32 protein-coding genes are annotated in these 24,111 nt (G+C 42.9%); 6 read left to right on the top strand and 26 right to left on the bottom strand.

Annotation, left to right across the window (positions count from 1 at the left end; all coding sequences use genetic code 11):
- Positions 1-4 precede the first annotated feature (4 nt).
- The 20 genes from GKZ87_02925 to GKZ87_02830 all read right to left on the bottom strand — a co-directional run bounded on the left by GKZ87_02925 (position 5) and on the right by GKZ87_02830 (position 14,836).
- Positions 5-1,372: a PBSX family phage terminase large subunit gene (locus GKZ87_02925; GenBank protein QSI24531.1), complete on the bottom strand. Its 1,368-nt coding sequence runs from the start codon at positions 1,370-1,372 to the stop codon at positions 5-7.
- Positions 1,335-2,045 carry a terminase gene (locus tag GKZ87_02920; protein QSI24530.1) on the bottom strand — a complete coding sequence of 237 codons (711 nt, stop codon included), beginning with the start codon at positions 2,043-2,045 and terminating at the stop codon, positions 1,335-1,337. The genes GKZ87_02925 and GKZ87_02920 overlap by 38 nt, the downstream gene beginning before the upstream one ends.
- A gap of 66 nt (positions 2,046-2,111) precedes the next feature.
- Complete coding sequence (locus GKZ87_02915) at positions 2,112-2,501, bottom strand: HicB family protein (GenBank protein QSI24529.1); 390 nt, start codon at positions 2,499-2,501, stop codon at positions 2,112-2,114.
- 57 nt (positions 2,502-2,558) lie between these two features.
- Positions 2,559-2,747, bottom strand: coding sequence for an addiction module toxin, HicA family (locus tag GKZ87_02910; GenBank protein ID QSI24528.1), 189 nt, complete (start codon positions 2,745-2,747; stop codon positions 2,559-2,561).
- Positions 2,748-2,987: 240 nt separating this feature from the next.
- On the bottom strand, positions 2,988-3,449 hold the full coding sequence (locus GKZ87_02905) for a hypothetical protein (protein QSI27865.1): 462 nt from the start codon (positions 3,447-3,449) through the stop codon (positions 2,988-2,990).
- Positions 3,450-3,478: 29 nt separating this feature from the next.
- Entirely contained in the window at positions 3,479-3,631 is a 153-nt protein-coding gene (locus tag GKZ87_02900) for a hypothetical protein (protein ID QSI24527.1), read from the bottom strand.
- Positions 3,628-3,819 (bottom strand): hypothetical protein, encoded by a 192-nt coding sequence (locus GKZ87_02895; protein ID QSI24526.1) that lies wholly within the window; start codon positions 3,817-3,819, stop codon positions 3,628-3,630. The genes GKZ87_02900 and GKZ87_02895 overlap by 4 nt, the downstream gene beginning before the upstream one ends.
- Before the next feature lie 462 nt (positions 3,820-4,281).
- Positions 4,282-5,631, bottom strand: coding sequence for a DEAD/DEAH box helicase (locus GKZ87_02890; protein QSI24525.1), 1,350 nt, complete (start codon positions 5,629-5,631; stop codon positions 4,282-4,284).
- The gene (locus GKZ87_02885) at positions 5,628-5,948 is read right to left on the bottom strand and encodes a VRR-NUC domain-containing protein (protein ID QSI24524.1); all 321 of its coding nucleotides are present in this window, start codon (positions 5,946-5,948) and stop codon (positions 5,628-5,630) included. The genes GKZ87_02890 and GKZ87_02885 overlap by 4 nt, the downstream gene beginning before the upstream one ends.
- 275 nt (positions 5,949-6,223) lie before the next feature.
- Positions 6,224-8,584, bottom strand: coding sequence for a hypothetical protein (locus GKZ87_02880; protein QSI24523.1), 2,361 nt, complete (start codon positions 8,582-8,584; stop codon positions 6,224-6,226).
- A 21-nt stretch (positions 8,585-8,605) separates the two neighbouring features.
- Complete coding sequence (locus GKZ87_02875; GenBank protein QSI24522.1) at positions 8,606-10,582, bottom strand: hypothetical protein; 1,977 nt, start codon at positions 10,580-10,582, stop codon at positions 8,606-8,608.
- A gap of 4 nt (positions 10,583-10,586) precedes the next feature.
- A complete protein-coding gene (locus GKZ87_02870; protein ID QSI24521.1) occupies positions 10,587-11,225 on the bottom strand; it encodes a DUF2815 family protein in 639 nt (212 codons plus the stop codon).
- 47 nt (positions 11,226-11,272) lie between these two features.
- Entirely contained in the window at positions 11,273-12,448 is a 1,176-nt protein-coding gene (locus GKZ87_02865; GenBank protein QSI24520.1) for a DUF2800 domain-containing protein, read from the bottom strand.
- Entirely contained in the window at positions 12,420-13,049 is a 630-nt protein-coding gene (locus GKZ87_02860; protein QSI24519.1) for a hypothetical protein, read from the bottom strand. Before GKZ87_02860 ends, GKZ87_02865 begins: the two co-directional genes overlap by 29 nt.
- On the bottom strand, positions 13,027-13,440 hold the full coding sequence (locus tag GKZ87_02855) for a hypothetical protein (protein QSI24518.1): 414 nt from the start codon (positions 13,438-13,440) through the stop codon (positions 13,027-13,029). The genes GKZ87_02860 and GKZ87_02855 overlap by 23 nt, the downstream gene beginning before the upstream one ends.
- Positions 13,441-13,550: 110 nt before the next feature.
- Positions 13,551-13,880 (bottom strand): sporulation transcription factor Spo0A, encoded by a 330-nt coding sequence (locus GKZ87_02850; protein QSI24517.1) that lies wholly within the window; start codon positions 13,878-13,880, stop codon positions 13,551-13,553.
- Positions 13,881-14,147, bottom strand: a complete 267-nt coding sequence (locus GKZ87_02845) for a hypothetical protein (GenBank protein ID QSI24516.1) — start codon at positions 14,145-14,147, stop codon at positions 13,881-13,883.
- A gap of 12 nt (positions 14,148-14,159) precedes the next feature.
- Entirely contained in the window at positions 14,160-14,384 is a 225-nt protein-coding gene (locus GKZ87_02840) for a hypothetical protein (GenBank protein ID QSI24515.1), read from the bottom strand.
- The gene (locus GKZ87_02835; protein ID QSI24514.1) at positions 14,381-14,572 is read right to left on the bottom strand and encodes a hypothetical protein; all 192 of its coding nucleotides are present in this window, start codon (positions 14,570-14,572) and stop codon (positions 14,381-14,383) included. Before GKZ87_02835 ends, GKZ87_02840 begins: the two co-directional genes overlap by 4 nt.
- 57 nt (positions 14,573-14,629) lie before the next feature.
- Complete coding sequence (locus GKZ87_02830) at positions 14,630-14,836, bottom strand: hypothetical protein (protein QSI24513.1); 207 nt, start codon at positions 14,834-14,836, stop codon at positions 14,630-14,632.
- A gap of 124 nt (positions 14,837-14,960) precedes the next feature.
- On the opposite strand from GKZ87_02830, the gene GKZ87_02825 reads away from it, so the two are divergent.
- Positions 14,961-15,176 (top strand): hypothetical protein, encoded by a 216-nt coding sequence (locus tag GKZ87_02825; GenBank protein QSI24512.1) that lies wholly within the window; start codon positions 14,961-14,963, stop codon positions 15,174-15,176.
- 110 nt (positions 15,177-15,286) lie between these two features.
- Here the strand turns inward: GKZ87_02825 and GKZ87_02820 are convergent, their stop codons facing one another.
- Both GKZ87_02820 and GKZ87_02815 read right to left on the bottom strand, forming a co-directional pair.
- On the bottom strand, positions 15,287-15,568 hold the full coding sequence (locus GKZ87_02820) for a hypothetical protein (protein QSI24511.1): 282 nt from the start codon (positions 15,566-15,568) through the stop codon (positions 15,287-15,289).
- A gap of 242 nt (positions 15,569-15,810) precedes the next feature.
- Complete coding sequence (locus GKZ87_02815) at positions 15,811-16,038, bottom strand: helix-turn-helix domain-containing protein (GenBank protein QSI24510.1); 228 nt, start codon at positions 16,036-16,038, stop codon at positions 15,811-15,813.
- A gap of 63 nt (positions 16,039-16,101) precedes the next feature.
- Between GKZ87_02815 and GKZ87_02810 the strand changes: the two genes are divergently transcribed.
- The 4 genes from GKZ87_02810 to GKZ87_02795 all read left to right on the top strand — a co-directional run bounded on the left by GKZ87_02810 (position 16,102) and on the right by GKZ87_02795 (position 19,747).
- A complete protein-coding gene (locus tag GKZ87_02810; GenBank protein QSI24509.1) occupies positions 16,102-16,239 on the top strand; it encodes a hypothetical protein in 138 nt (45 codons plus the stop codon).
- A 202-nt stretch (positions 16,240-16,441) separates the two neighbouring features.
- A complete protein-coding gene (locus tag GKZ87_02805) occupies positions 16,442-17,164 on the top strand; it encodes a helix-turn-helix domain-containing protein (GenBank protein ID QSI24508.1) in 723 nt (240 codons plus the stop codon).
- A 17-nt stretch (positions 17,165-17,181) separates the two neighbouring features.
- Positions 17,182-17,931 (top strand): hypothetical protein, encoded by a 750-nt coding sequence (locus tag GKZ87_02800; protein ID QSI24507.1) that lies wholly within the window; start codon positions 17,182-17,184, stop codon positions 17,929-17,931.
- Between the two features lie 268 nt (positions 17,932-18,199).
- Positions 18,200-19,747 carry a recombinase family protein gene (locus GKZ87_02795; protein QSI24506.1) on the top strand — a complete coding sequence of 516 codons (1,548 nt, stop codon included), beginning with the start codon at positions 18,200-18,202 and terminating at the stop codon, positions 19,745-19,747.
- Here the strand turns inward: GKZ87_02795 and GKZ87_02790 are convergent.
- The 4 genes from GKZ87_02790 to GKZ87_02775 form a co-directional block, all read right to left on the bottom strand.
- On the bottom strand, positions 19,721-19,975 hold the full coding sequence (locus GKZ87_02790) for a spore coat protein CotJC (protein ID QSI24505.1): 255 nt from the start codon (positions 19,973-19,975) through the stop codon (positions 19,721-19,723). The two genes, GKZ87_02795 and GKZ87_02790, sit on opposite strands and share 27 nt — an antisense overlap.
- 3 nt (positions 19,976-19,978) lie before the next feature.
- Positions 19,979-20,227 (bottom strand): spore coat protein CotJB, encoded by a 249-nt coding sequence (locus GKZ87_02785; protein ID QSI27864.1) that lies wholly within the window; start codon positions 20,225-20,227, stop codon positions 19,979-19,981.
- Positions 20,224-20,478, bottom strand: coding sequence for a spore coat associated protein CotJA (locus GKZ87_02780; GenBank protein ID QSI24504.1), 255 nt, complete (start codon positions 20,476-20,478; stop codon positions 20,224-20,226). Before GKZ87_02780 ends, GKZ87_02785 begins: the two co-directional genes overlap by 4 nt.
- A gap of 156 nt (positions 20,479-20,634) precedes the next feature.
- Positions 20,635-23,199, bottom strand: coding sequence for a DUF3533 domain-containing protein (locus GKZ87_02775; protein ID QSI24503.1), 2,565 nt, complete (start codon positions 23,197-23,199; stop codon positions 20,635-20,637).
- Positions 23,200-23,404: 205 nt separating this feature from the next.
- On the opposite strand from GKZ87_02775, the gene GKZ87_02770 reads away from it, so the two are divergent.
- A complete protein-coding gene (locus tag GKZ87_02770) occupies positions 23,405-23,821 on the top strand; it encodes an Rrf2 family transcriptional regulator (protein ID QSI24502.1) in 417 nt (138 codons plus the stop codon).
- The last annotated feature ends 290 nt before the right edge of the window (positions 23,822-24,111 follow it).

Below are 24,111 nucleotides of genomic sequence, written 5' to 3'. Positions count from 1 at the left end.
CCTCCTACTCATACCGGATGAACTTCTTGATATACCGTTCGATCGTATATTCAAATGCATCCAGGGTATCTATATCGCTGGTCCCATCATCCAGCCGCTCATCCACTGTGATCTCCTTAGGATTCCAGATAGCGGTGCATAATGCAGATACCAGTGTGTCACACATCTCTGGCATATAAGAAAAGCGCATCTGCGCCATCATCCTATTGGTGAGGCGGATACGCTCCGTTATTACTTCTTTCAATGCGTCGTCGATACGCAGCCAGCCGAGTCCGTTCTTTCTAGCTGCACTTTTCAGTCCATTGATCAATGTCTGTTCTGCGCTGTCACAATAGACATGTGTGATATTACCATACATGTTCAGTACCTTCAGGCAGAAGTCAATGAATAGCTGCCCCAGCTTGTCCGGATCGATATCTTTCTTGCTGCAATCATGCCATTCCGAAGCCAGTGGAATGATCTCCTGATATCCTCTGGTAATGCCAGTCGCAACGAACGCATGACCGGAACCGTTGCCTCCGAAGTCCACACCGATGATGATCTCCATGAGGTTCTTCGGTTTTTCCTTACGCTTGAACCGGTTCTCACCTGTTTCAGCTTCAGATAGTACGGCATCAGCGAATGCACGATAGATAAGTCCCTCCGCGATCATACGCTTTCCAAGGATATCACGTTGGTACCAGATGCTGTTCTTATCATACTGTGCCATGATCTCCTGAAAACGTTCTTTTGTTACAGTTACGTTGTCGAATATCGTGAAGTGCTGATAGTTGTAGCCACCGATCAGCGTCCCTTCTTCTTCCTGTTTCGCATATTTGTCGATGTAGTCTGTATAGATCTTAGCCTTTGGGTTGTCTGGATTGAGGTCCCAGAATATCTTACGCTTGTCAGCAGCCAGCTGCCGGTTGAATGCCTCACGGATCGTATTCTCGTGATGCAGGTTGATCTCAGTTGCGATCCACATGCCATATGAGTTTCCACGTATCTTCTTGAAGCTGTCTGCCTTGGCCGCACCTGCAAAGATGACGATACGTTGTCTATATCCTGTTGCGGGTCCTTTGATATACAGACAGTCATTGTCCTTGTATTTCCCCCAGTGCGATTGTCCGCGGAAGATGTATTCCAAGCCGAAGCCATTGGCATCACCGATATTCAGTTTCGCGTTGGCTACTGTAGAACCAGTGGCCAGATGGATGCGGTCTTTCGTGAAGCGCAGTTCATGAGCGAACGCATATACGTTATCGACAGTCTTACCGGCACGTACAGCACCTTCAGCTACATTGATCGTACACTGAGCACACTTCCGGATGTAGTCGATATGCTTTTGGCCGAATCTATACCGTATCGTTTTTTTCTTTGTTATCTTCGCCATAGATCATATCGTCCGTTTCTTCCAGGTCTTCAATCTCAGCGTTATTACCCGTAAGCTTATCCGTCTGTGCCTGTATCTGTGCAAGCTGTGCTTTCTGAATCTCACTGGCAGTGTCCCAGTTCTTATGCAGCAGCTCGTCGTATTCCTTGATCATCGACATCAGTGTCTTCATAGACCTGCTTAGAGCACTCATGTTGCCTGCCTGTTTGTCCCAAGCTTGCTGGATTTCATACCCTTCTCCCTTTTCGCCGGAGAACGTCGTTTCTTCTGTCTTATCGTCCTTGTCTTTCACATAAAGGATCTGCTGGGAGTGGATAATATTTGCGTACTGCAGCTGAATGTTATGCCACAGGATATCGAGAGGATTCTCCGGTATCTCTCCAATGATCTCATTGATTTCTTCAGGCAGCCACTTTGAAAAAAGCCCGTGCTTACGGGCATGTTGATTTCTGGGTGGTCCAGTGGCATTCTTATTGCCTGGCTGGCCTCCTCGTTTTTTCCGAACGTTCGCATCCTTTTTATCCGAACGCTCGCTATCCCATTTGTGAGTGGACTTCCAACGCCGAACAGTCCCTTCTGGCAGATCCAGCTGCTTCGCTATATCGATCAATTTCATACCGTCAAGATACATCTGCTTGGCTGGTTCAATACGCTCATCCGGTTTCTTCGGCATCTTATCACACTCCTTTCTAGGTAAAAGAAAAGCACCTCATTGGGTGCTCCCTAAATATAGCCAAGCTCAAATATTTAGTTTCTTCATTAACGCATTTTGCAGTACGTTTGAAAAGTTAACGTTTTTTTCCTCAGCCAATTCATTAAGCCAAGCTGGAATCGTAACATTTTTCCTTATCGCTTTTTTGTTATAACGCTTATTGAATTCAATGGAATCAAATTCAATCATCATAACAAACATTCCGTTTGCACAGTCGATCGTAGATGGATCACTCATCTCAGGAATTTCTTCTTTGTTTTCTTTTCTCACATCCAAACAAAGACCTAAACACTCCTTAGCCATCTCAATCGCCTGCTCTAATGTGTCTCCACACGTAATGGCTTCTGGCAAATCTGGAAACGTAACATTGTAGCGACTATCTTCTTTTTCAAACAAAGCTGGATAAATCACCTTCATAATCATTTCCTCCTTTAATTTTATTTCTTTCGGTATATTCTTATTTCAGGTCAGGGGCTATAACAGCCCCGCCTGTTTTAGAATATTCCTTTCAGTGCCTTTTGGTAAATCTTTTGCATGAAAAGGAACAACGACGCTTCTATTGGTCACAGGATTATTCAATATTTTATGAGAACCTGCCTGTCGTATCTCAATAAAACCGTTTTGTTTAAGCAGTTTGACCATCTGCTTTGAAGTCATTGGCATCGTATGACCTCCCTTCATGTCTATATTATAATACGTACTAATGCGCATGTCAATATTTTCATACACATTTATACACACTGTATGCCATATCAAATTAAAAGCGCCCTTTTCAGACGCTTTACGTAAGTCCGCTTAGGAACCCTTACCGCTATTTCCTTTTGGTCAAAGCAGGAAGTTCTACCTCCCTGCTATATCCATGCTATCATGATAACACACTTGACATGGAAATGATTGGACATTTTAAGAAATTCTCCTTGCAAAGTTCTTAATCAGCCTTTTTGTCGCTTTATATACATTACTTGGAGAAGTGGAGCATAAGTCAGCGACCATCTCAACATTTTCACCTCTGTTGTTAATCAGATACTCCACAATGATATTCTTGTGATCTGGATTTTTAATTTTTGCAAGCCACTTATGTACGACCTCCATAGCCTCTTCATGCTTATCCTGCTCCTGGATCAGCTCGTGTTCCCTTGCCAGCAGTTCATTCTCCCAAGGTGTGCAGCTGCCCTTGTCCTTCGATACTCTGATGATGCTGGTTGAAGTAGATCCGGATGAAAGCTCAGCAGCTATGTTGACCAGTTCCTCCTGGATAAGATCTGAGGCATGCTTATGATACAGGTAATCCGTGAAACAGCTCAACACATGATTTTCTTTGATACTCAGTACGTCTTCTTCTTTTACTTCTTTTACTTCTTTGATTTCGATCATCCTGATCCACCTTTCTATTTTCAACCTCTGATCAATACGACATTCCAATTCAGCTGATAATACAGCTTCACCTTTTTAGGCAGTGACATGAACCAGGCACAATCCACAGTCACTGCTACAGGTCGTTCTTTGTTACGCAGCAGTATGTACCCCTGGTGATGCTCCGGCCTCATGAGGAAACCTCCTGAAGGAGCCACTCCTCTAATTTTTGTGCATTAGCGCAGACACCTTCAAGTACACAGTTTGTACACACAGGCCAATCATCAGGACTCTGTGATGAAATCAAATCCGTAACTGGACAGATTGCAGAATCAGCCAGTATTCCTGCAATCTGTTTGGCATACTTTTCAGCATTCTTCATCTTCTGTCTCCATTTGCACATCAGGCCCTTCACCATAATCTGCGGCACATCTTTTACTGTCTGGCATTAAGTACATGCACTGATCACCGGTCACTTCACAGCAATATCTTCCTTCATCAGGATCATAATACTTAGCGCATTTACATCCCATGTTGTTTACCTCCTTTCAATGGACACCAGCGAGGTGATGTCTTTGTCGGTATAACATTACCTTTCGCCTGTGCTATTCTTCTGTGTGGTTCACACACAGTTCTAGCAATAGCGCACCACCAGTTACTACGTGAATTGTTATGCTGGGATATGCCTGCAATCAGATGTTTACACTCACTGCACTTCATCTTCTTCCTCCTTGTTGCATGACAGATAATCAGCAACGACCTTTGCATATTCAAGATTACCGGTTTCCAAATATCGTTCAAATGCTTCTGCTGCCTGTTGCTTTGTTGTCATTTTTCTTAACTCCTATCTTTTCAGCGCCTCAATCAGCGCTTTTTGTGATACATCTTTCTGCTCTAAAGACTTCATCATATCCTCATCCACCGTCCCTTTTGCAACCAAATGGTAGATTCTTACCGTCTCTGTCTGACCCTGCCTGTGTAGTCTTGCATTGGCCTGCAGATACAGCTCCAGATTCCAATTAGGCAGCGTGTACCAGATGATGATGGATCCTCCATGCTGCAGGTTCAAACCGTGACCGACAGATGCAGGGTGTACGAGCAGCATATCGATCTTCCCGTCGTTCCAGTCTGCTACATCCTGCTGATCTTCGATAGTGCGGATATTGTCATCAGGGAAGTGTTCGGTGATACGTTCATAGTCATGTCTGAAGTAATAGAACACCATGACAGGCTGGCCGTTTGCAGCTTCCAGAAGATCCTCTAAGGCCTCTAGCTTCGCCGTATGTATCTGTCTCACTTTATGGGCTTCGTCGTACACAGCGCCTGCAGTGAACTGCAACAGCTTGTTGGTGACCACGCCAGCATTAGCTGCGGTTATCACTCCGTCCTCACAGATTTCCAGAATCTTTTCACGTTTGAATCTGTGGTACTGCTGCATCGCTTGTTTACTCAATACGACCTCCTGAGTGAGATATTGACAGTCCGGTAGTTTCAGCCAGTCTTCAGCTTTTAAGCTCATACAGATATCTCCAATGGCATCATAGATTCGTCGTTTTGCACCTTCCTGCAGTAGCCATTCATAGATCACATGTCCGTTTCTTCTCCCAGGCATCAGATACCGGCTTCTGAATGTAGACAATGTACGGCCAAGTCGTTTCCCCTGATCCATCAGATACAGCTGTGGCCAAAGATCAGGCAGACCTTTCGGTGCAGGTGTTCCGGTTAAGCCTATGAAGCGGTCTACTAAAGGCATTACCTTCCTCAAAGCTTTGAATCGCTGGGCTTGAGGATTTTTGAAACTGGACAATTCATCAACCACAACCATGTCGAATGGCCAATCACGCCCGACCTCTTCCACTAGCCATGATACGTTTTCCCGATTGATCATGTAGATGTCAACTTCCTGCTTCAATGCATTCAGTCTTTGCTGTCTGCTTCCCAGCACACGGGCGTACGTCAAATGCTGCATATCCTCCCACTTACTTATCTCGTCCGGCCAAGTAGTCTGCGCCACCCTTATCGGTGCGATGATGAGGACCTTCTCAACATTGAAATAATCGTACATGAGCTCGTTGATTGCTGATAACGTGACACTTGTTTTTCCCATCCCCATTGGAAGGAACAGTCCTGATTTTGGTTTATCAAGTACCCACTGGATAGCTTTACGCTGATACTCATGCGGATGATATCTCATTCCGGCAATTCTCCACGCATCATGTGACTTATCAGGTAGTCGATCTGTTCTTTGTTTCGCAATACATACGCCTTCATGCCCTGTCTACGTAATTGATTGATGCGCCACTTCTGCATATCCGAAATTCTCCCACCTGTTGGTCGCTTCAGTTCTACGAAACAGATCTGTCCATTCATGATTACGATCCTATCCGGCACACCCGCTGTACCAGGTGATGTGAATTTCCATGCAAGACCTCCGAGGTTGCTGATACGATCAGTCAAGTATTTTTCAACCTGGCGTTCTGGATCGGTCTTTGTTGTACTTTGCCACCCCATAAAAACACTCCTTTCCTTCCGCAACGGCGCAACATTCTCACGCGTAGGCACTATGTATGTGCGTATTAGGCGTGTGCCCTTATGTGTGTACTCCCTAATAGTATATATTTTATAATTATAGAGATTTATTGTTGCACTGTTGCATTACCTATATTTCGCCTATATTTAAAGTGTTTCCGGCGCAACGCTCGTTTGTTGCACAGTGTTGCGTCTGTTGCACTGTTTTTTCCTAATGTTGCACTTTTTTTCGTGCTGTTACGGTTTTGTTGCAGATTCTATTTCCTTATGAACCCTCTTGCTGCTCCATAAGCCTTCCCATATCTTAGTGATCCGCTTTTATCCCACTTGCCTGTTTCCATGACGATATGTTCGATCTCCTTCTTTTCCTTGGAGCCAAGCGCCTTGATATCTCCACCCAAGGCCTCGCACCAGATTTCCTGAACGCACACCTTGTTTCTTCGGATACAACCTTCCTGCATTGCTGAATCCTGAATGTAGTTCCTTCGTTCATATATGTCCTTGGTGTACCAATCTTCCGTAATCGGGGTATCCAGGTACTCCAGCACCTGTCCTTTATAGGGGGAGACATATTCATGCGCCTTCTGTATTTTGTCTGCCTGAGCCTTTAAATCGCCTTCCAGAATGAGGGATTCACCTTGGTGGTATCTGTATACCGCTTCTGCCCATATTTGATCTATAGTCTCTTGTGTCATCTCAAACATGTTCAGACGCTTCTCATGTAACATGACATCCACAGGCCAGAAACGTCTGTTCCCCGCATAATCTCTCAGATAATCATCATCATTAGCTGTTCCAAACAGCACACACTGCCTTGGATTATCCGTTGTTATTCTTGCATAAGCCTTACGATAGTTGTCGCTGGTGGAAGTTATGAATAGCCTTACGGCCTCGATTTCACTCTTTCTCGTTGCATTCAGCTCCCCAAGCTCTAGGATCCATTTACCATCAAGTGCCTCATAGGCATCCTTACCTTTGATAGCTGGGATCGTGTCACTGAACCACTCCTGTCCTAGTCTTGATATGATGTAGGACTTTCCAACACCCTGAGGACCACTTAACACCAGCACTGTATCGTACTTGCACCCAGGTTCATACGCTCTCTTAACAGCCGCACAGAGCTGTTTACGTGTAACCGCCCGTACATACTCACTATCCTCAGCACCCAGATAATCAATAAAAAGTGTGTCGAGCCTTTCCACCCCATCCCAGTTCAAAGCACTAAGGTATCTGGTAACACTGTTGTATGAGTTTTCTCGATGGACATTGATCAATGCATCCAGTACTCTTTCCTTGCTATTGATTTCATAATATTTTTCAATATAGCTTCTTAAAGCTGAATCATCATCGTCTATCCATTGACTTCGATATTTGTCATACTTCCACCAAGGCAGATTGGCAGTCTTATATACTCTGCTTTTGAATATATCCAGTCCCCCTACCCCATCCTTTAGATTAGGATCATTTTTCAAGATTATTTCAATATTGCTTCTGGTAGGCAGGATATCATTGTTTTTTCCACCACGCTTTAATTCAGACATCCACATATAATTATCTTCTTCAAAATCTTCTTCGAAATCTCTTATGCGCTCCATGTCCATCGTCTTGATAGTTTCCGAATCCTTTCGAATGAAGTCCATCATGGCTACCCAGGAAGGCAGCTTATTCACTGGTGTCTCCGGTTTAGCCTCCGCATCCAGATCATGAAACTTATGAATGCGCACTAAGTCGAAGGCATTGCATAATTGCATACTACACGGATCCGTAGCATGATTGCTATATGCAAAGCGGTCATTGTATGTCACAAGTCCCCCTGCAGTAGATCCTTTTATATACGTATAGCGGTTCTCTTCCCTGCATGGCTCATACACATCAGCCAGGAAAGTGGTTATCGCAGAGCGTATATCATATGTACGGCAGAATGCACCTATCAGTCCATCTTTCTCTAATGGATCCCCTTGCTTCTTCGCTGCGCGTTTCTTGATCTCCTGAACTCTCGAAGACATTGGCCAGAAGCTGATGTCTCTCCAATCCGGATATCTATCAAGGACACACTGCGGATCCAGGACAGGGCCGTCAAGACAATGATAAACATATTCACCGTCTGCAGATGTACTTGGCCAGTACATCAATCTCGAGGGCTGATATGTCGTATCATCGAAATAGTCGATTCCTATATCTTCAGCCAATTTTCGTGCAATTGCTTCATATTGTTCAGGTCCTACTGGAGTTGACAGCGGTATGATCAAACGATAACGAGGACTATCTGGTCTGTGTTTATGTGTACTGTACATACAACAGCTATAACCAAACAGCAGATCGATATCGTCCCATAGGTCTGGTGATGCATAATCTGCATCAAGAGTGATCAGAGTGCGATTCGTGACGTTCGTATCTAGGCGGCGTCCTTCTTTTAGTTGTCCACCAACGAATCCGCCTATATCCTTGATCTCATCCTGTTTCTTCTTTGTCAGCTTTAGATACTCAGACATCGTTTCTCTGGTCCTGTATGTATCCCTGACCTTGTCCAGGAAGGCAGACCACATCATCGTTTGATTTTTCCATTGTTTTTCATAGCGGCTCTTTCCGACCGATATCTGTATCTCCATATCATGCATCTGCCTTTACCTCCATACCATTTAATCTTTTCTGTAATACTCACTGACGAATCCGTCAGCCGTAAGTATAGCACCCGGTGCCCAGCTCAACGGCTCTGCCATGATACTCTCTATTTCCTCTAAAGCGGCACGAGCATTCTCCTTAGGCACCTCCACGACTACCTCATCATGCACATGCATAACTATCCTATAGCCTTGCTGATCAAGGCGCAGCATCGCTGTTGCCAGACAGTCACGTGCAATGGCCTGGATAAGGTTCTCGAACAGTTTGCCGCCCCATGTCTTCTGCCGGCACCACTTTTTTGTTTGTTTACCATCCTGATCAGATCCATATCCTTCATAGGTGAGTTCTTCTCCATACTTGCCTGGTACGAGTTTAGGCCTGATATATGCCAACTTTCGACCGGATGGCAGCTGCGCAAAGAGGACACCCGATTGATAAAAGTAACTCACACCATGTGCCACTTGTACTCTTCTTCGGTCTCTCACAGCCGAATAGGCTGCATCCTGAACCTGATACCACATCTTCTTGATATTTGGAGATGCTAATCTCCATTTATGTACGATATCCTGCATCTCCTCTTCCGATAGTCCCATAGACGCGCCTCCCATACGTTCCAGTGCAGATACACCTCCGCCATAGCCCAGTGCCAACTCCGCCACTTTCCCCTTCTTACGCAGGTCAGAGCCTTTCGTGACCTGTTCGACTGGTACATGAAACATCTGTGCAGCCGAAGCTTCATAGATCTTTCCTGTTGAAGCAAATACATCCTGTCTCCATTTTTCATTACAAAACCATGCAGTGAGCCTTGCCTCGATAGCTGAATAATCTGCTACAGCAAACATATGTCCATCAGGCGGAATAACTGCCGTTCTGATCAGAGTGCTGAATACCTGATTATAGGATCCGTACAGCATATCTATTGTTTCAAAATCTTTTTCCTTGACCAGCTGTCTTGCCAATTCGATATCATCGAAAGCATTTCTAGGAAGGTTCTGAGGCTGAAAGATACGTCCTGCCCAGCGCCCTGTCCGATTTGCTCCGTAGAAGCGGAAGATTCCATGCAATCGGTCATCTTTACATATCGCTCTGACAATTGCATCATATTTCTTTACTGAGGTCTTACCTGCTTCCTGTCTCAGATGCAGAAGTCTCCTTGTTTCACTGGAAAGCGTTTCATCCTGCAGGAGCTCTTTGACTGCATCCTTGTCCAGTTTATCTACTACTCGGTTCTCTCTGTTTCCTATCCATTCCTTCAGCTGAATTACGCTGTTCAGATTGATCCCTCCTGTGATGCGGATGCATTCATCTTTCATCTGCTCGTCTTTTTTCATGCCAAACTTAAGTACGTTTTTTACAAGCTCGGTATCGATCCTTGCCCCATAATCATTCATTCTCTGATCCCAGCACCACAGTTCCTGCTCTTCCTTTGGTATTGGAAACTTGTCAAGCTTATAGCTGATCTCACGTTCTGTTTCTACATCTCGCTGACAGTATTCCTTGAACAGCCGCCATTTCTCAGGCGCATGACGAGGAAGGTTTCTTGTTCTTTGTCCATTCGTTCTGGTCGGTTTACAGGGTTTGCAGAAATAACTGATCAAGGCTGTTCCTGTACGAAGCTTCTGCTTATCTTCGTCCAGCCCCAGTACGATGCCTACGTCCTTCAATGATGCAGGCATACCGAGCATGGAAGCGTGCACCATTGAACAATGCCATTGATCTGCAGTGAAATGCTCGCTTAAGTGTTTGGACAGGCACAGTCGCTCGAATGCTGCATTATGTGCGCACTTGATGATGGAAGGATCTCTAATCAGCACCTGAATCGGCAGGGGGATGATATCTCCCGACACCAGATCAATCACTCTGACGGGCTGATCGTCGATCGCATAAGCAAAGAGGAGGATTTCAAAGTCCTCGCTCTCTACATATTTATATACACCACATGAATTAAGGTCAATCGAGCTATAGGTTTCCAGATCGATATGCAGTGTTTTCATGAGGCTAACCTAACAGATCGTCTTCGGCATCATTGAAACCCGGAAAGCTGCTCTCATCTTTAAATTCATCGGCGAAATCAACTTCACCAGATACACGACCTCCGAGATTATCACCGTCTCTTGTCTTCAATACATTGTTCAATCCAACACCGATGCCGGTATTCCCTGCTTTACTATATGGATAAAGATTAAAGGTCACTTTCCCATAGCAGCCGGAGTAGACAAGTTCCTGATCCTGCAAAGTTAACTTCCTTGTACCAGTCTCTTTTGTGTATACACCGGGAGCCGTAGAACACTTACAATTCATAATGTATTTTCCTGCATATGTATCTTTGTCATCACTATATCGAGGATCAGTATCTCCATCACGCACAAGTCCGGTCTTGTCACCAGGCTTACACATCAGATCATTGACCAACTGACCAAATTTCTGACCGAATTTGTTGATACCGTTCTGCTTTGCGTTCTTATAAGCTTGGCTGATAAATCCAGCAGTTACTTTATCATTCTTATCAAAGATGATCTGCACAGAATACTTAGCTTCCTGCCCTTCATCGAATGCATGTGGTTCGAACAAGTGACAATAAGATAATCTCACTTCACCTGTCTTCACCTTTGTATTTAATTGTCCATTACTTGTCATATTTATTTTCCTCAACTTTCTTATTCATTACTAATCGTATTATTGTATCAGCAAGGTACTCCTTGGAGTTCCTCCTTGAAGTCATTTTCTCCGCTATCGTATTCTGGACGTTTATCTGACTCTGGTGCAATAGTAGGAGAACCTTTTGGCTTTTCGACACAGCCGGCTGATAAGATGGCAAAATCTTTCTTACTGGTCAGCTTCTCCAGCTTCGTGATCGTCAGTAATTTTTTCTCATAGAGAACGGCTTCTTCATACCCTGCATTCTTCAGGTTATCAACCAGCATCTGCTCATCAGTCACCTTACGTATACTACGCCCTTCGACGACCTTGAAACCTGGTATCTGCGCCCCTTTGAGCATGGCATCAAGTGCGAATTCTTTCACATCGTTCGCCCACTTAGTAAGCTCATCAACCCCTGTAAGGATCTTTCCAATCTCCTCATTATTCAGTAGATCTGGATCCATGAAGCCATATCTACGAATCTGTTCATTATGTTCTGCTCTTGCCTTGCATGCACCTTTAGCACGGCACCACCGGCATGTTTCTTCACTTGGATGATAATCTCCTTCGCCTTTCATTGCGAGCACTGAGGCGGGTTTAACGATCTCATCACCCCAAGCTATAAGATCATCGACTGTCATTACTTCATCCCTCACGCCACCGGCACGAGGCTGGAAGATATGCATATGCACTTTTGTGAAATCATAGAGCAGCTGATACTCTTTAACAGAACCTAATGCATAGAGCCTTATCTGTGGGTTATCTCTAGCTTCCACCAAGATACCCTGACCATATTTTAGATCGATGATATGAAGAGTATCGTCTCCGATTATGATAGCATCGGCGGTTCCACCATCTTCTAAGATCCATTCTTTCAGATCGAGATGCTGCTCTATTTTGATGATTGGATCTTTACATGTCTTTTTAACTTGGTTGTATACTTCAATAACATAATCCCGATAATCATCAGTATAAGTATCCATATCCTTATCATCGCAGACAATCTTATTCCTCTTCCGAAGTATCCATTTGTTCAGTTTCTGCTCGGCTATACTGTGCGCAAGTGTCCCTTCCTTGGCAGCTTCACTTGTACCTTTCTCCGGAAAATTCTGTTCCAGTTTGATAGATGGAGTGCAGGCGATCCATTGCTTAGCCTTGGATGGACTGAGATAAGCATGAGCTCCTGGCATGTCATTGTACCTCCTGGAGCAATCTATCATAAAGTTTTGGGTAATCAGCAGCTTCGAATTGTGATAATTTTACCTTATCAAATTCTTGGAAAATACTGTGTAGGGTTTCCTTACCTTTTTCCGTTTGTACTTTTCTAGCTAGCGCTCTCATCTGCTCGATTGTATAGGACTTTGCAGCTTCGTCTTGCACTGTGCAGGCTTTGATGACCTTGTCCCAATTTGCAGGTTGGACACCGCCATACTCACCGTTATCACTGTAGGCGGTCAATACTTCTTTAACTTTAGCAGGTCCCTGCGTCTCTCTCGCATGGTCAAGCGCTTTGCACATATCGTCCCACTTGGTATAGGTGCTTACACCATCTGCCTGCAGCCCATAATGCAGATGCTTAGTTGTCTTTGGCGTTTCTGCCATAATCGTATCGCTCAGCTCACTAGGATCGGTCTTACCGGCTGCTTCTGTTAAGGGCTCAGCGATGGTCTTTGTTAAACTCTTTCCGATATCTTTACCCTCTACTTTTAATTTTCCGGATGTGGCCCCTGTAAGGATCTTAGCCGCTTCAATTAGATCCGGACATGTGAATTTCACCTCCCCGAAATTGATGTTGATTTCAAACTTGTGTTCCATATTCATACTCTTCTCCTTCCTTTGCAATGATGTCATCGATTGCATATGCATTTTCGAACATATCCCTATGCTGCCGGACAAAATCCCTTTCAATCGGATACAGATCTTCGATTTGTGTGCATGCTGCAGTATCGCCACTGTGATACCAGACAAAGGCCTTTGTACCATCTTTGCTGAGGCGTTTGACCTTGCCAAGCTCTACCTTATATCCAGGGTCATACGCGACCAGCATTCCAGGCTTAATCACCGGCAGATAGATTGCCTGCAGAAGCTGCTTGTACCATTCTTCTCCTTCAAGTTCTGCATCCTCATGCGTTGCGGTACCTTCTGGTCCATAGTAGTGAAACTGCTCACCATCATCACTGACGAGTATCGTTGCACTCCTGTCCTGTTTCATTAGTTGGTACGATCCATCAGTGTATCCCATCGTTTCTCGGAAGCCAAGTTTCTGAAGTCTGTGGATAATATTACTTTCAGAACGTGGATTCTTGTACATTTCCATTACTTTTATCCTCCATTTTCATTTACAACATATGCCAACGAAAATATAAACTCTGAATTAGTCATTTTATTTTTGTATGGCGATACGCCGATTAAATTTTTAATTTCTCCATGATCCAAATAGATTGCTTTACTTATTGCATGCCGGATATCCCTCTCTACTCTTACAGGAGTAGAGCAAAATGCTTTGGCTATATCCGGGTAAAGTGTCTTTGTTACATTTCTGTACTTTGCCTTATCCGTTATAACGAATGCTACCGCCAATCTAATATAATCGAATCCTTTCAAATCAGGAGTGATACCCATATCCATCAATAGGGTTGCTGTTGTGCTCATTTATTCCTCCTTTACATAAACTATAGTTTCATATGATTCATAGTGAGGTACACTGCTATAAATATCAATAACATTGCCTTTTACAGCTCCGCCTATATCTTCTGCTATGTATTCATGGCCGTTTATCAGCACTGCACTTCCAGGTGGTATCACGCTTGGATCCACTGCAATCGTATGCCCTTCTATGGCCTTGTGCTCGCCATCACATGGATACTTGCTGATATCACCCCACTCGTCTTCACCTGGCCAGTAATACGTTATCCTCACTTCGAGAGCTGTTCATTTCGGTTGTGATTCCAGCTCGACGATCTTTTTTTCTTTGATTCTTAATTCTGCATTCAGTTCCTTGACCTTAGACTGCAGCATATCGATTTCTTCATGATTTACCTGATTCAACACCTGCAGCTCTTCGATCTTATGTTCCCAGTCAGCTTTGGCCAATAAGGCGCAGGCTGATATGGTCAGGACCGCCACGCTGGCTGCTGACACTCTCCATATCTTCACTGCCGGTATTCCTTCGCCTTCCGGATGATGCTACAAATTTTACATACGGTTTCCAAGTCTTCCATGTCGATAAGAAATGCAAGAAACTTTCTTTCTGCATCATTGAGCGTCAAACCGGATACGGCCTTATCGATTTCTTCATTTTTAGCTTTGCGACATTCTGCATTTATTGATTCATTTGCTGTCATGCGCTACTCCTCCTTGCTTTTCGCATATGTATCCCTTATAATAAAGGCGTATCCTTTTTATAAGGGTTTGAGTTTGGATGCTGCACTTTCGACGGGGTGAGCATCCTTTTCTTTTTGTCTACGCAGACGCGATCTTGTGATGATACCTCTGACACGTTCATAGATGAGCTCCTGCTCCTCTTCTGGTTCTATCGCATCATCCAATATAACGATACGGGTATTCCCTCGCATATAATCTGCAATTACATTTGCTGTCACATCCATTACATCCCTCCTTTATAAGGTATGCGTATTCTTTTGAATTGACCTTTCCTAATCTGAATCACTGGTTTCAAAAATATCTTTACCTCCTGTGTGATATAATATCGTTGAAAGGAGGAATCGATCTATGAAAGACTTTAAACGATTTGTTGAATCTCTCACACCCGAAACCGTTGCTAAAATATTCGACGATGCGGGAAGAAACACGAAATCTGTTACCGTTTATAGTGATGACTTGGAAAAAACGTTGGGCAGCCTCGCCACGTCGCAAGCGACGATTGATTTCAAGATTTCGTTGCGCCTACTTCATCTCTATCATGATTGGCTAAATACGAACGAATAACCTCAGCGGCTTCCTTTTTGTTTATAACCAATGGAATTGAAATAGAAATTGGCTTTTTCAAATTGGCAGATTTGGATGAAGCCTTTTTCTTTTTCCTTTTGTTCATTTTCTCACTTTCTTTCTCTATCGCTCCTGAGGAACTCGCCTTGATACAAATCTGCCACCACTTTATTCATTTCTTCGTTTGCACGGCTAATGGTTAAATCCTCTAATTTCTTGCCAATATTTAAGACTACATTTCTGTCAAATAAATCATGGTACTTGATACAATCCAAATAATTACCACGCAGATCATCAATAAATACTTCTGTTTCTCCACGCTTCTTGCATTCTTCACACGTACAGATTTCGGATACTCTGCCGATTACACCATAAGATAGAACAACATACATATTCAGATACCGCCTTTCTTACCTGGCATATTCATAAAAATAAACACAAACTAATGCGGTAATTATGATTGCGGTTGTTACTGCAAAAACCATTAGCCATATATTCAATTTCTTTTTCGTACATATATACAAGAAACTTACAGAACCACAGGCGTAAGCAAATCCAGAAATTAACCATAATAAGACTATTATCGCACTGGATATTTGCATAAATAAAATCATCAGATTTCTCACTTCCCTTCCTAATCTGAATCGCTGGTTTTAAAAAGCTCGCTTACATTAACACCAAGAGCAAAAGCTATCCGCGGGAGATGTTCCGCCCTGATGAGCTTTCTTCTATCATTCAGCATATTGCTAAACTCACTCTCAGTAAAATGTGCTCTTTTGGCCACTACTCCCTGTTTTATTCCTTTCTCAAATATCAATTTTTTGATATTACTTACTAAGGTTTCGTAGGTGAATTCTTTCATTTCATCTCTCCTTCCTGTTATAATAAGAATAATTGGTGCCTCCGCTAGATAGGAGGTGATTTAGTGAGAAAAAAGAAGTTTTGTACCTCAAAGCCATCTGTTGTAAAGAGTGCAATAGCAAAAGGCTATAAAATCGTTTCAATGGCTTACTGGATAGGCAGTCCAGCTCGTACTTTCTTTTTAGAAAAACAGAACTATTAGGGAAACACCAATTTAATAGTAGGGATGTTAATCACTATGCGGAGGTAACATCCTTTTTAGTTACAAGAATCTTGTAACACCTTTATAATATCAATATTTCTTGTAAAGTCAATACATTTTTACAAGTTTTATGTAAATAAAGTATTGAAAAATCAAAAGTTCTTGTTATAATGAACATATATACAGAAAGTTAGGTGATTTTATGAGCTTGAATAGCAGAATCAAAGAAAGAAGAGAAGATTTAAAGTTAACCCGGATCGAACTAGCTAACTTAATCGGAGTAACCCCTTCTGCCATTGCTAATTATGAAAATGGCGTTAGTTCTCCGAAAGTTGAACTATTGTATAAGCTCTTTGATGCATTAAAATGTGATGCAAATTATCTTTATCAAGATGAAATGACAAAGCTAATAAAAGCTGAAGCACAACTTTCCGAGAGCGAAAGCAGCCACATAAAGAAATATCGCAGTTTAGAAGAATGTGATAAAAAAATAGTTAATGATATTATAGAAAGATTATCTATTTCTCGGCGGACAGAGCAAGCAAAGGAATTCATAATGCTTCAGCCCCCTTTATTAGTACCCTATTATGGCCATGTGGCATCTGCCGGGACCGGGCAATATGTATTCGATGACATCCCACCAGAAATGATTGAAATAGAAAATGAGATGGATAACATGCAAGTGGATTTTGCTATCGGTGTAAATGGAGATAGTATGGAACCTACGTACTATGATGGTGATACGCTACTGATAAAGAAGCAGTCAGAGATATGTGTCGGTGAGACAGGTATCTTCATGATCAATGGAGAAGCGTTTGTAAAAGAACTTGGTGACGGTGTTTTAATTAGCCATAATAAAAAGTATAAGAATATCCCTCTTACAAACAATACCATCTGTATCGGAAAAGTTATATCAACTAAATAAGAAATAAGGTGATATATATGGGAATTTTTGATAAGCTGTTTTCACATAAAACTACTAATGTATCTGTAAATAAAACTAATGAATATTATCAGTTTGACACCATAAATGAAGATGAGCAAAATTTAATTATGAAAATAATTAAGATGTCTAATAAAGCTGATATAAAATCACTAAAATTTTATTCTCTTTCAAACAACGTTATCTATAAATGTCGTTACATATTGTTTGAGCTGATGGTCTTAAAATATAAAGATTCGCCTTTACTTTATGATCAATTAGTAACAGGACTAGCATATAAAGAAAAAGGTGCATTTTATCGTCCTGCAGCAATCGAATATATACAAAATTATGTTGATAAGGCTAATAATGAAGATTGGTTTCGAGTAAACCAACTTATTCCTAAATCGTCAATATTACTCATATTATCGGAACTCTACGAAAAAGAATATGATTTTACTAGCGCTCTTAGTATTTTATCAGATATAGCAATTAACGAAGTGGGTTGGGATTCTTCAATTTTAAGAGCTGCTAAAATACTAAAAAAAATAGATATAAATAAGTGTGTGGAGTATTGTGAAAAAGCATTAACAAAAAGGGAAATTCATGGAATAAAACAGGAGCTTCAAGAATTTTTATATGAAGCAAAAAAATCACAAGCAAAAGGATACGTATATAGACCTAGAAAGAACAGAGTTATAGAAACTGATAAACAAATGGATGATGAAATCAATTCAATAGCTCTCTCTTTTTTGAAATACATGCATTAAAAAACAAAGAATAATTATATGCGTCCATAAAAAAAGAAAGGCACCCTGTTGCAATGATCCATTCCTCAACTATGCAAGAAGAATCCGAAGCTCGTGAGAAACAGCTTTTAAACATATAAAACAAAAAAACACCCCCTGCGCCAACAGAGAGTGTCCGATATCAGCGCCAACTGATATCAAGCATAGAAAAATGACCTACCCAGTCATATCTTTTTCTATGCCTCTATTTTACCACAACTAAGCATAAAATGTAAATGGAGGTATCAACATGCAATATTTAATTTATCTAAGGAAGTCCCGCGCTGACCAGGAAGCGGAGCTGCGTGGTGAAGGAGAAACACTTGCCCGTCATGAAAAAGCGCTCCTGGAGCTTGCCAGACGTCAGCACCTGCCGATTGCTGACATTTATCGTGAAGTCGTATCTGGAGAAACCATTGCCTCCAGACCGATGATGCAGCAGCTTCTGTCTGAAGTGGAACAGGGTGTATGGGATGGTGTACTGGTCATGGAAGTAGAACGTCTTGCAAGAGGTGATACGATCGACCAGGGCATCGTAGCCCAGGCCTTCAAGCTGTCCGATACGAAGATCATCACACCGATTAAAACATACGATCCAAACAACGAGTTCGATGAAGAGTATTTTGAGTTTGGACTTTTCATGTCCCGCCGTGAATATAAGACGATCAAACGCAGACTGAACAACGGCAGACAGGCATCCGTTAAGGAAGGCAAATATGTGGGCAACCGTCCTCCATACGGCTATGAACGTATCAAGATAGAGAACGACAAGGGGTATACTCTAAAGCCGCTGGAGAAGGAAGCACAGGTCGTAAGGATGATGTTTCGCTGGTATGCATATGGAGCACATGGCATCTCCACCATTGCTGATCAGCTGAACGAAATGGCGATCCCATCCAAGACCGGTAAACAATGGGTGTACCCTACTGTCAGAGATATCCTACAGAACCCGGTCTATGTTGGGAAGATCCGCTGGGGGTGGAGAGGACAGCGTAAAAGAGTAAAGAACGGCTCCGTATCTGTAAGCCGTCCCCGCAGTGATGACTATCTGCTGGCTGACGGTATTCATCCGCCTATCGTTGATCAGCAGCTCTTCGACCAGGTCCAGAAGAAATTCTCCATGCATAAACCACTGCCAGCCTCCGCTAGAGAAATGAAAAATCCACTGGCAGGGCTTGTGATCTGTGCGAAGTGCGGTGCCAAGATGCAAAGACGTCCTTATCAAAGAGAAAACATTCGAACCGGGCTGATCTGCCCCAACAATAAATGCAGGAATGTCAGTGCACCTTTTGATGATGTTGAACAGAAGCTCATCGAAGTTCTGGCAGAATATATCAAGGAAGAAAAACTGAGAATCAGCAATGGCCACACACAGATCGACGACAGTGTTCTTCAGATATTGCAGAACCAGCTGGCTGATCTGCGGGAAGAGACAGTGGATTTGAACAAGCAGAATGATAACATTCACGACTTTCTGGAAAAAGGCATCTATGACGTGGACACCTTCCTGCAGCGTTCTCAGAAGATATCCTCCAGAATAACAGAAATCGAAGAGAAGCAGAAGACACTGCAGCAGGAAATAATAGAAGAGAACAAACGCATTGAAAGTGCCACCAGCATCATCCCGATGACAGAGCAGCTTCTCCTGCAGTACGAGAATATGAGTGCCCTTGAAAAGAACTCCATGCTGAAGGAAGTCCTGCGCTGTGTCAAGTATGAAAGAGAGTGTTCCATACGCGATGGCGGCACCGCAGATAATTTCACGCTCTACCTATACCCGAAAATCTCCCATAAATAAAGGCTTTTTTGACGGATAACTTTTATGTACGCATTCCTCCGTACCAATATCCGTCAGCATTGCTCTTACCCTGTCATAAGGCATCGCATAACGCTGATTCAGATATCGCATGGAAGCAGCCAATTCACCATCTGGTCCTCCGATTTGCGAAATTACAATCTTTGCGAATGCAGGATCCGGCTTTTTGATATTCACTGGAAACTGCAGCTTTTTTTCATATGTCCACATAGACTAATCCTCTCTTTCCCATGGCCATGGCCCTTTGATATACTCCCAGCTTTCGCTTTGATTATCCCGGTTCGTCAACGGGCCGTAGCATCTTTCAAAATCACCTGCGATACTCTTACGCTCCCGCAAAGCATTCTGATAATACTGCATCGCATCTTTGTCTTTTGGATGAGAATTTAAAAACAAGGCTGTTTCCTGAATCGCGAAATCCAGTATTTGCAGTCTTCTTAACAATCGTTCTCTGTTCATCAGCACGCCCCCTCATCTCCTAAAAACGGTTTGTCCAGAGCATGGAAGATTGTCCCTCTCTGAAATCCTATCTCCATTTCATACGGTTTTTTCCATACCTGCATCGGTACATATGCCATACCCGGCGTCTGTACCTGCTGAGGTTTTTTCGCAGGCTTCAGATTCATAAAATCCACATCATCATAGCAATACTCTTCTGTATCAGCCTTTTCTCCCTGTAACCAGGGGCAGCAGGCTCCATTTGCATACTTCATATAAAATCCTCCTAACTGAGGCTCTCACCTCATTTCATAGTATGAGGGAGAAAACCTGCCTGGATAGGACAAAGATATAGAAAAAACGATATATGCAGCAGCGTTCCCTTTCCAGTATCAGAGAAAAGTAGCTTTTCATATATCGTTTAATATAGACTAATGAAACTGTGCCAGCGGTGTCTGTTGAAAATGTTCCTCACTGATTCCTGCCTTCCAGTGGTAGAACAGTATGGATAATGCAGAGAACACAATAAGCATACCTGCAAAGACAAGTGCATCAGCCCCAATAGATCCTCCAATCGCCAGTGTATTACGGAAGGCATGTACACTGTAGCTGAACGGCATAAACGGATGAATGGCATTATAAAACCCGGAGGATGTTTCAATCGGATAAGTGCCTGCTGCCCCGCCAAGCTGCAAAACCATAAAAATTAAAACAAGGAAGCTGCCAATTTTTCCGCAGGTGATATTGAAAAACACAATCATTGACATAAAGCCTGCCGATATCAGAGCAGCCATGACAAAGGTCTGGAATGTCTGATACGGAGATAAACCGTTAACCAGCATCAGTACTGTGATCATGATAATTGCCATCAGTGTTGATATTGCATACATGACAGAGGCTTTGGAAAGCCATAGCCGGAAGCCGGAAGTTGTCTGACATGTATTCTTCAGTAACGGATACATCAAGGTAAAAGCCATGCAGGCAACATACAGACCAACCGACATCATATAAGGAGCCATGGCTGTCCCATTGTTTTCCACCTTACTCAGCTCCTGATGACTGGTTGCAACCGGCTGCGCCAGCATATCTGCGGTCTTTGGGGCTGATGAAACAGAGCTTTGCTTTGCTCCTTTCTTCAAAGAAGTGGTTAATGTGCCGGAGCCATCCTTTAACTGCAGTAGCCCGTCCCCCAGTGTATTGGATCCCTGAGCAAGCTGCTGTGCCCCGCTGCTGATCTTTGATGAACCCTCACGAAGCTGCTGTAATCCGTTCACCAAGTCTGCACTGCGGCTATTTAATACGGATGCTCCTTGATACAACCCGTCAGCACCCTGTTGCAGCTGTGTAATACCATTGCGTAGAACAGGAACGGCTGCATAGAGCTGTGCTGCCCCTGATTGCAGCTGTACTGCTCCGTTTGTAAGAGAAGCAGATTGCTGATTCAATGCAGATAGTCCGTTTCCAATCGTATCTGCCCCCTGTGTATAGGCATGGATACCGGTCGACAATCCCTGTTCTCCTGACAGTGATGCATCTGCTGTATCAAGACCGCTCTGTATTTGCTGCATTCCCTGAATCAGTCCCATGGTATCAGCTGTTGTTCCCTGTTTATCCAGTGCCTGCTGCATATTGGTAAGTCCCTGCTGCTGCTTAACCAGAGCCTGATCATTACCGGCAAGAAGCTTCGCCATATCCTCACTTTTAGACACCATACCAGACAGCTTTGCAATCCATGCTGTATAGGTATCATTTTCCTCTTTTAACTGCTCTGCCGCCGCCTCAATGCTTGCAATCGTTTCTTCAGACATCTTGTTATTGTTATCCTTCAATGCCTGTACAGCTGTGTTAAGATTTTGTCTTGTTGTCTCATTTGCTTCGATTTGTGAATTCATCTTCTGCACCAGCGTTTTTGCATCCTGTGAAAGCTGCATTAAATCCAGACTGCCCTCGGTATTCTTTTGATGAAGATCATTCAACAGCTTGGCATTGTAAGAGGCACTGCCCTTTAAGGATGCGGAAGCCTCCTGTAATTTCTGCAGGATTAGATGACTGCCCTTTTTCAAATCTGAGGTGCCCTGCGCAAGAGCATCGACACCCTGATTTAAAGCATTGGAGTTTTCCATGAGCTGCCCGCTGCCCTGTTGTAAAGCAGCAACTCCAGCCGTATAAGCCTGTACACCCTGACGCAGTTCATCACTTCCTGTATCCATAGCAGCTACTCCACTCACCAGCACAGCGCTTTTGCTATCCATGGTGCGTACCCCGCTTCGCAGCTGCTGAGTTCCCTTCTGAAGAGATGCAACGCCGTTTGTATATGCCAGTAAACCATTCTGCACAGCTTCACTACCATCTCGAAATGTCAGCGAGCTGGACGCCAGAGTATTCAGATTTTCCGTAATTGTGCGATTTCCTGAAATACTGTCAGATAAGCCGTTTTGGATTTTCTGACTACCCTGTCCCGCCGTTTTCAATCCGCTGCTCAATACCTTTACATTTGAAAACAATGTATCCGCATAGCTTTTTGTCACAGTGGCAGAAATCTGTTCCCGAATTTTGGATATCGCAGTTTCATCCATTTTCGATGCAATATAATTCGTACCCGGATTCGTAGTATACTTCAACTCCATTTTCTTTGGCTGTTCCTCCAATAGTGTCGTTGCATTGGCTGAAAAATTCTTTGGTATGGTGATAATCATATAATAGGAACCATGCTTCAGTCCCTGCTCAGCCTGCTTTGTATCCACAAATTGAAAGTCCATTTCCTTTGCCTTTTTTAAATTTGAAACCAGATCGTCCCCTATATGAAGTTTGGACCCGTTATAAGATACTGTATGATCCTCGTTAACGACTGCAACAGGAATTTTATCCGCATTCCCGTAAGGATCCCACATAGATCCCAGAAAAATACCTGCATACAGCATGGGAATTACCACAATTGCCGCAAGCACGATTTTTATCCAGGTACTGCTCATAATCTGTTTCCATTCTTCTTTCATCGTATCCTCTTCTTTCTAATCCATAGATATTACATATCCACGGAATACTGGAATTATAGTACATTATATGCAGGTGTCAATGCTATTTACAGAATGTTTAGATTTGTTATGAAAATTTCACAGAGAAATGGACGATCAAAAAAAAGAAAAGGCTTGCAATAGGAAAGTAGATACCGCTATACTATAGCTGTTAGAAGGTGATGCTATGAGGATACGCGGCAGTCTGGAACAAGCTATCTGCATTGTACTGTTAATCAGCACAAGCAGCCGGCCGGTAAAAAGCGGTGAGCTTAGTAAAAAACTGGATGTATCAGATTCCTATTTAAAGAAAATTATGCGACAGCTTGTAAAAGCAAATATCGTTTCCTCCATTGCCAGTAAAACTGGTGGCTTTGTTCTGCTTCGCTCCCCCTCCCAAATCACCTTTCTCGATTTGTTTAACGCCATTGAGGGAGAGGAAGAATTTGCCGTCAGTACAAATCTTGTGGATAAGGTTTTTGATTCTCGTAAGCAGGTTAAGGAAAAGGAACGACAGATTATGCATTATTTATACGGGGCAGAGCTGGAATATCGAAAAAAGCTGAGAGAAATTACAATTCAGCAAATTCTAACGGATGTATAGACGCCTGATATATGTACACAGAAACAGAGCTTTTGAATATGGAGGTTAGGATATAAGGTGTTGCTTTCACAGCTTCAAAAAATTTCATCGAAAAGTGCAGCTCGAAATGAAACCTATCAGATAAATGATTCCTTTTTCTTGATGAAGTTTTTTGTTTCATATACTACCAGTTTCAACCTGCTGTAGTATTAACAGGTGTTTGAAAGCATAATTTCTATGATGTATCTATTTTTCATACACATGTGAGCTGAATTAAAAAAACCGATTGTTCACTCCAAGGATGAAAGCAT

The organism is Erysipelotrichaceae bacterium 66202529 (assembly GCA_017161075.1).
In the GTDB taxonomy this organism is placed as follows: domain Bacteria; phylum Bacillota_I; class Bacilli_A; order Erysipelotrichales; family Erysipelotrichaceae; genus Clostridium_AQ.
Note: the sequence above shows the minus strand (reverse complement) of the source record. Positions and strands in the feature narration are given on the sequence as shown.